This is a genomic window from Massilibacteroides sp. (assembly GCF_028705895.1).
Classification (GTDB): domain Bacteria; phylum Bacteroidota; class Bacteroidia; order Bacteroidales; family Tannerellaceae; genus Massilibacteroides.
Genome location: NZ_JAQWCQ010000100.1, coordinates 1 through 5,759 on the forward strand (window position 1 = coordinate 1; position 5,759 = coordinate 5,759).

The following is a 5,759-nucleotide window of genomic DNA, read 5'->3' on the forward strand; positions in this document are numbered from 1 at the left end:
ACATCACATCGATTTGAGTTAAAAGGAGAGAGTTTAAGAAAAAAACGGTAATTTTGTCAGTAACCTGAGCGAAAACACTGGGTGCATATCACCGGAATCGCTGGGTGGGTATCACCGGAATATGTAAGATGTTTTGCGAAAGACTTTTAATACTTTCTCGATAGCCAGCGATGTTTTACGAGTACGTCCGCCGGCAGCTTTATTACTATTTTCCACTTGAGAACTTACATCCTTTGAGAACTCAGCAAATAACTCATTCAGTTCTTTTACAACTTGTTCCATTGTCTTTTTGTATAAATGTTATTAATTGAAGAACGAAGATACTCATTTACAGAGAATTTCCGATGAAAAGAGAGACCTTTGTTGTTCTTTAAATATTTTTTAGACACCTCTGTTTTTTCGTATCTTTCCCGGTGTCATTCCGAAATATGACTTACAAAAAGTTATCAAATAGTTATTTGTATTAAAATTATATTTATCCGTAATTTCGGTCATTGTCAGATCGGTCATTGTCAGATCATAATAAATTTTATCTGCTTTCTTGTCTTTTAACCATTTATGAGGGGTTGTTTTGAAAACCTTCTTAAAGCGTTTTTCAAAACCAGAGACTGTATAATTCATCGCTTGTGCTAACTCCTGAATAGTATGATATTTGAATATATTTTCTCTGACCTGGTCAGAAAAAGAAATATCCGTGCTTAGGCCTTCTCTGAAAAAATCCCGAAGTTGCGTCATACTATATATTTTCCCGATAATAAACAGTAATTCTTCCGTTTTTAATCTATAAAAATATTTACAACTCAGACCTTGTTCAAGACAATCTTTCAGGAGAGAAAACCCCAAGTATATAAGCCGAGCGATTGGCAATGTGTAAAGTCCCTTATCCTTTTTATTCTTAATGGACGACTCTTCGGGACTAACAAACAACTTATCAAGAGAAAAACAATTACATAATTGCACCTTATTAAATCTAAAAATTAACAATTCAGAGTCTGATATGGAAGTTATTTTCAAATGTTGACCTCGTTCAAGGTAAAACATTTTATGATGTCCGATCTCTTGGGGGTTATAGCCATTGAGACTAACATCTATTACTCCCTGACATACCATTACAATTTTCTTGAAATTGGTTTTAAGTATACATTCTTTCTTTTCAGCCAACTCTAATCGTTCTATATTTTTTTCTTCGTTGCTGTTATATGGACAAGTATCATGTCCGTCGACTATTGTGATTAGCATAAATATATAAGTCTTAAAAAATGGCTAAAGATCGATAAGATTACAGCTATAATAATAAAAATAGCTCCTACGAAGATTAAGCCATTATATTAGGTTAGATAATAGTAAATAAAAAAATAGAATGACATTTAGTCAATAACACGAATCATAGTTTAGAAAGAGACATTTACACATTCTGATCTCATCAGAATACAATACATTCTTTTGCGCTCGACAAAATTCGGAAAAAAAATATTTCATCAACTACAATTTTTCATCCAAAAAGTATGTTTTTTCGTCCAGGAAAGAATTTGTCATCTTTAACTGAATAGATATGATCCACCTTATTTTTTGTTTCTGAAGTTATAAAAGATGAATTGTACGAATTTTCCAATCCGTACAATCCTTTTTTTGACTAAACTATTGTTTGACTCCTGTTTGAGTCATTTATTTATCAGCGAAGCCGCAAGTTTCTCAACGGACGTACTCCTATCTTCTCTGTTTGAAACTTTATTTATGATGAAATACAATTTGTTTATTTTATTCCTGAACACACCGCACAGGCATAGCGTATGAAGGGTTTGTAGCACTAGCAGCCAAAAATGTCGATTTATTTGAGATAAAACTCAGATAATATGCCTTTGAGGAAGACTTCGAACTTCCTGACCAATAACCTCCGCTAGTACCTATACTGTTTACGTTTGTGCCCGAATAAAAGCCTGCTGCTGGAAAGAATGGGTAACCTACCTCACTCTTTGTATATCCCGGATTTCCGGGGATAACATAAGTTCCGTCATTTTTATCATTTTGTTGTTGATTTAAGGGCCATGTTCCTTTTTGGGTATATAAGTCTCCATCAGCACCGAATTCATAAGACGTTGGCATACGCCATTTTTTTCCATAGAGAGTCCCGCCGGCCTGTTCTGTAATGTATTTGCAAATGTCACCAATGTTATTATCCGGATCATGTACCTCTAACAGATAATGACGATTTCGATCGGACGAGACTGTAGGAGTAACGAATGGGATATTGGAATAAGGACCTCCATTTTGTACTGATGTATACCCGAACTTGTAAACTTGTCCCGAATAACCGCTATTTTCTCTATATGGATTTATTCCCCACAGACTACCCCATTTGAAAAACAAACCCTGATAGTTTTCATGTGTTCTGCGTCCCGTATCATCAAATGTCATTTTACTTCCATCCCAATAAATATTACTACCGGCCCAGCCTCTGTGAAATGATGGATAATACCCTTCGTTTTTCAAATTCAACGTAATCGTAATATCGTCTAACAAGCCCGTAGGGCTTTCGAAAACCACATTAACCGTACCCTTAACGTTTAAGTTATTTACTGTGGTGAAGAATATTTCTTCACCATTAATATTAGGACCACCTGTAGTGCCAACCTTTAAATTATCACTCGATGATATATTTAGAAGTTTTGTTCCTGTTATTAATGTTTCTGACACAGACTTAATACGCCAGGCTACATTACTGCGCACAATAAAGCTATAACATTTTCCATCGGTACGGTAATAGCTGGTATCAACAACAAGATTATATGCAGAATGCTTAAGCAAAAAACTTTTAGTCTTACTGTTTATTCCGTCTGTTATTGTAAAATTAACATATGATGCTCGTTCAAGAAATGGTTCTCCGGTAAGATCTGTAACGACTATAGGTTGAGGAGTGATATTAAACGTTTTCTCACCGGTAGGAGATATAATACTGGTCTGAGAACCGCTACCGGGAGTATCAGAGCCAAAATGATAAATAAACGCATTTGCGTTAGCTACCGCTAAATTTGCTGAGACCGTTAAGTCTTGTGGCTCCCACACTATTTTGAAAGATTGTGCGCTTGTAACTCTACCGGCTCCTGAAGCAAAAAGCAATTCTGATATTATGTTATCAGTCGTATTTTTAATTTCTAAAAGGAGATTTGCTGTGATCGTTTGCGTCACTTTTACGGTATATGTAATCCGCCCTGCAATGAAGTTTATTTCAGCTATTCGACTACTCCCTGTTGTATTAGAGCTTGCCAACAGATTAACTGAAGTGCCTGTTGTAGTGGATGGTCCCGTGGTTATATCTGTTGTTAACCATCCGGATGCTCCGGAAATCGTATTAATATTCTCAATTCTCCAACCGGTCGGATTGTCGGTGGTTACAATCAAGGTGTTGCCTTCGCTTGTTGCAACTTGTTCATTTCTCGGCAATTCTATTTCCTTGTTAGAAACGCCTAAAAAGTACTGACCGTCATAAGCGATGTCTTTGACTTCACCCATGTCATAATAGATAAGGCGTGTTTTCAGATTAGACGGGATCGTGTATGAGCTAAGTGCTTCATTAAGGCTTGCGTAGCCAACTCCGGCTGCCGAAGTTATGCTAATTATATATTTATGGTTACGCAGTAAAGGCATGTAAGCAACAGTTGTCGGATCACTTACCGAGGTGTTTTCAGTAAAGTCTATTCGATAAAAGTAAGTTGCTCCATTATATTCTCCTTCCACAACCAGACAAGTTGCGTTTTTCCGGTCAACATGATCAATACCATTTACATCACTTGCCATATTATTTTCAAAGGTATAGATTTCCCCCTCGAAAATTTGTGCAGATGAGGTGTCATATGTTAACGGATTCGTTATGTTTTTACCTGTGTTCGAAGGCAAGTTGGGTGTTGTTATTGTACTGGTCTGGATGGTTCCGTTGGTGTCCCATGCTGGAGTAATATATCCATTCGTATTATAATTACATAAGTGGATTTTTTTTAGTTTAAAATCTGAAGTCGTCACTTTCATATCAATACGTGCCAGCATACGAATCAAGTTTATACCCGAAATGCTTCCTCCTGAAGTAATTGACACCCCTGTTTTTTCGCCTACCATAGGTATGGGAGTATAAGCGCCGGCGCTATCCGATGCCCATTTCCCTGTCATTGTATATTTAAGTTGTTGTAGAACAGCGGATTTTGGTTGTCCTACACTTAATGTTAATGCATCTAATATTGTTTTTGCATTTGCAACAACAACTATACTTCTGCCTGTACCTGTAGATACAGTTGCTTCAAAAGATACATTTACATTGTCGCTTCCACTTTGAACAATATTCGATCCGTCTTTTTTCTCTATAAATTGATTTGAAGCGTCAAAAACCAATACGCTTATTGCTTCTATCTCGTTTTCTTTCACTCCGTCCATTGAACGTGTTGATGCTGTGGCAATTCCCGGAATTTCCACTGTGAAGTGGATTGTTTCCCCATTCTTGATTTCTATTTCTCTTTCATATTCATTTACACAAGAGAAAAGAGTAATAAGAATCAGTAGTTTATATATCCATTTTTGTCTCATATCGTTTTTGTTGTTTTTTATCCATTTTTATTCTACCACACAACGCACAGATGCTGCTAAAGTAAAGCTCAGCGAACTGGCAGGGAGAATGTTGACCTTAGAGATAGCTAGTATATAAGCGTTAGAATTTGTGAAGGAGGCTGACCAATAAAACCCATAAGTACCAATACTTTTTAATTCTCCGATAGAGCTACGATACCCTGCAGCAGAAAAAAATGGAATACCAATATCACTCGCTTTGGTTACACCGGGTTTTCCAGAATTAATAAATTTCCCATCAGAGCCAAACGAATTTACCAGATTCCAGGTTCCTCCGTAATCTTGGTAATCTGTATTTATACCAAATTCAGTTGAAGTAGGCATACGCCACTTCTTTCCATGGAGAGTCCCGCCTGCCCTTTCCGTAAGGTATTTGCAGATATCTCCTAATCCTTTTTCCGGATCATGAACTTCTGTCAGATAATGGCGGTCACGCCCGGTTTTAGGTGCTATCGGATAGCTGTTAGTAGGAGGTTTACAGTAAGGTATAGAATTCCAAGAAACATTGGTTTCTATACTTCCTTCGGGTTTATAAACCACATTTGTATTACTACTCCATAGTGCATTATTAGAACCGCTTGGATCTATCCCCCATAAACTGCCCCATTTAAAGAAAACACCTTGATATTTTTCATGTATATGATCATTAACATCATCAAAGGTCAATTTTGTTCCATCCCAGTAAATGTTACTACCTGCCCAACCGTTGTGTGTTGTTGGATAATGTTCAGGATTAGCCTCTTGAACAACTTTTAGCCTATATTTAATATTGTCAACCAAAACGTCTATCCATCCGCAATCCCATTCTGTCTTATCCGGATTAATGTTCGTATTCTGAATCTGTATTTTGTTCGAGATGACAACAGCGGAAACGCCATTTGTCAGATAAGTATCAATACTCCATGTTTTACCACTACTTGTTTTTACATCAATATTTATTATAGATCCTTTGTAGTCCAATACAGCCACGGTGGTATCTAACTCCAAAATATATTGCTGATCTATGACGTTATTTTGTGTTGCCAGATTCCAGGCCGTGACGCTTGCGCTCATGGCGATACCTCCACCTTCATAAGCATCTCCGGGAGTGTTTGAACCGGCACTTGTTACGTCTGAAATAGTGATCGTATAGTGATGATTCCGGAGTA

Annotated in this window: 3 protein-coding genes and 1 pseudogene; all 4 read right to left on the reverse strand. The window is 37.0% G+C overall.

What is annotated here, in order from left to right:
* Positions 1-111: 111 nt before the first annotated feature.
* A complete protein-coding gene (locus tag PHT93_RS14940; protein WP_300244541.1) occupies positions 112-282 on the reverse strand; it encodes a histone H1 in 171 nt (56 codons plus the stop codon).
* A 99-nt stretch (positions 283-381) separates the two neighbouring features.
* On the reverse strand, positions 382-1,239 hold the full coding sequence (locus tag PHT93_RS14945; RefSeq protein ID WP_300244543.1) for an AraC family transcriptional regulator: 858 nt from the start codon (positions 1,237-1,239) through the stop codon (positions 382-384).
* Positions 1,240-1,758: 519 nt separating this feature from the next.
* Positions 1,759-4,572, reverse strand: coding sequence for a fimbrial protein (locus tag PHT93_RS14950; RefSeq protein ID WP_300244545.1), 2,814 nt, complete (start codon positions 4,570-4,572; stop codon positions 1,759-1,761).
* Between the two features lie 27 nt (positions 4,573-4,599).
* A pseudogene (locus PHT93_RS14955) lies at positions 4,600-5,759 on the reverse strand (hypothetical protein); the annotation flags it as partial.